A 1,078-nucleotide genomic window follows, 5' to 3' on the forward strand; every position below is an offset into this window, starting at 1 on the left:
GTCGCGCCCTCGGCCCGCGCCAACCCCACCAGCTGCGCGTGGACCTCGGCCGACACCTCCAGCGGCACACCGTGTCCCTGATAGCTCGCCACCGCCGGACGAGACCGGTCGAACGGCAGCTCCAGCTCCTCCGGAGCCCCCTCCAACGCCTCACGCCAGTAATCCACCTGGCGCGACAGCAGACTCTCCGGGTCCTGCTCGTCGCCCAGCAGGTCGCGCTGCCACAGCGCGTAGTCCGCGTACTGCACCGGCAACGGAGCCCACTCCGACGCCCGGCCCTCACGCCGCGCCGCATAAGCCGCCGAGATGTCACGCGCCAGCGGCCCCATGGACCAGCCGTCGGTGGCTATGTGATGGATCATCAGCAACAGAACACACTCAGTGGCCTCGGCCCTGAAGAGCCACGCCTTCACCGGAACCTGGGTCGACAGGTCAAACGCACACCGGGACGCCTCGGCGATCACGCCGGCCAGATCCGCCGGAGCGACCTCAGACGTCTCCAGCTCCCACGCCAGATCCTCGATCGGGACGATCCGCTGGTAGGGCTCGCCGCTCTCGTCGGCGGTGAAGACCGTGCGCAGCACCTCGTGCCGCCCCAGCACATCCCGCAGGGCCGCCCCCAGCGCCGCCTCATCCACCTCGCCCGAGAGTCGGAGCGCGACAGGCATGTTGTAGGTGTCGCTCGGGCCCTCCAACTGCCCGACGAACCAGAGACGACGCTGCGCGAACGACAGTGGGAGTCGCTCGGGGCGCTCACCGGCCCGCAAAGCCACCCGGGCTTCATCCGCACCGGACGTCATGGCGGCAAGCTTTGCCACGGTCGGCGCCTCGAACAGTGCACGCAGCGGCAATTCCACCCCGAGCGCCGCCCGAACGCGGCTCACCAGACGGATGGCCAGCAGGGAGTGCCCGCCAAGCTTGAAGAAGTCGTCGTCGACGCCGACCGCACCGACGCCGAGGAATTCCGCGAAGATCGTGCAGAGAAGCTCTTCCTGTAGCGTCGCCGGGCCCCGGCCGACCGTTGCGGTGTACTCCGGCGCCGGCAGCGCCTTACGGTCCAGCTTCCCGTTCACCGTCA

The 1,078-nt window shown here is 69.5% G+C and carries 1 protein-coding gene; it reads right to left on the minus strand.

Annotated elements, in window-relative coordinates:
* Nucleotides 1–1,078 (minus strand): condensation domain-containing protein (locus ABD323_RS41525; protein ID WP_344447271.1); only part of this gene is annotated, 1,078 nt, incomplete at both ends.

The organism is Kitasatospora nipponensis, assembly GCF_039528135.1.
In the GTDB taxonomy this organism is placed as follows: Bacteria; Actinomycetota; Actinomycetes; order Streptomycetales; family Streptomycetaceae; genus Kitasatospora; species Kitasatospora nipponensis.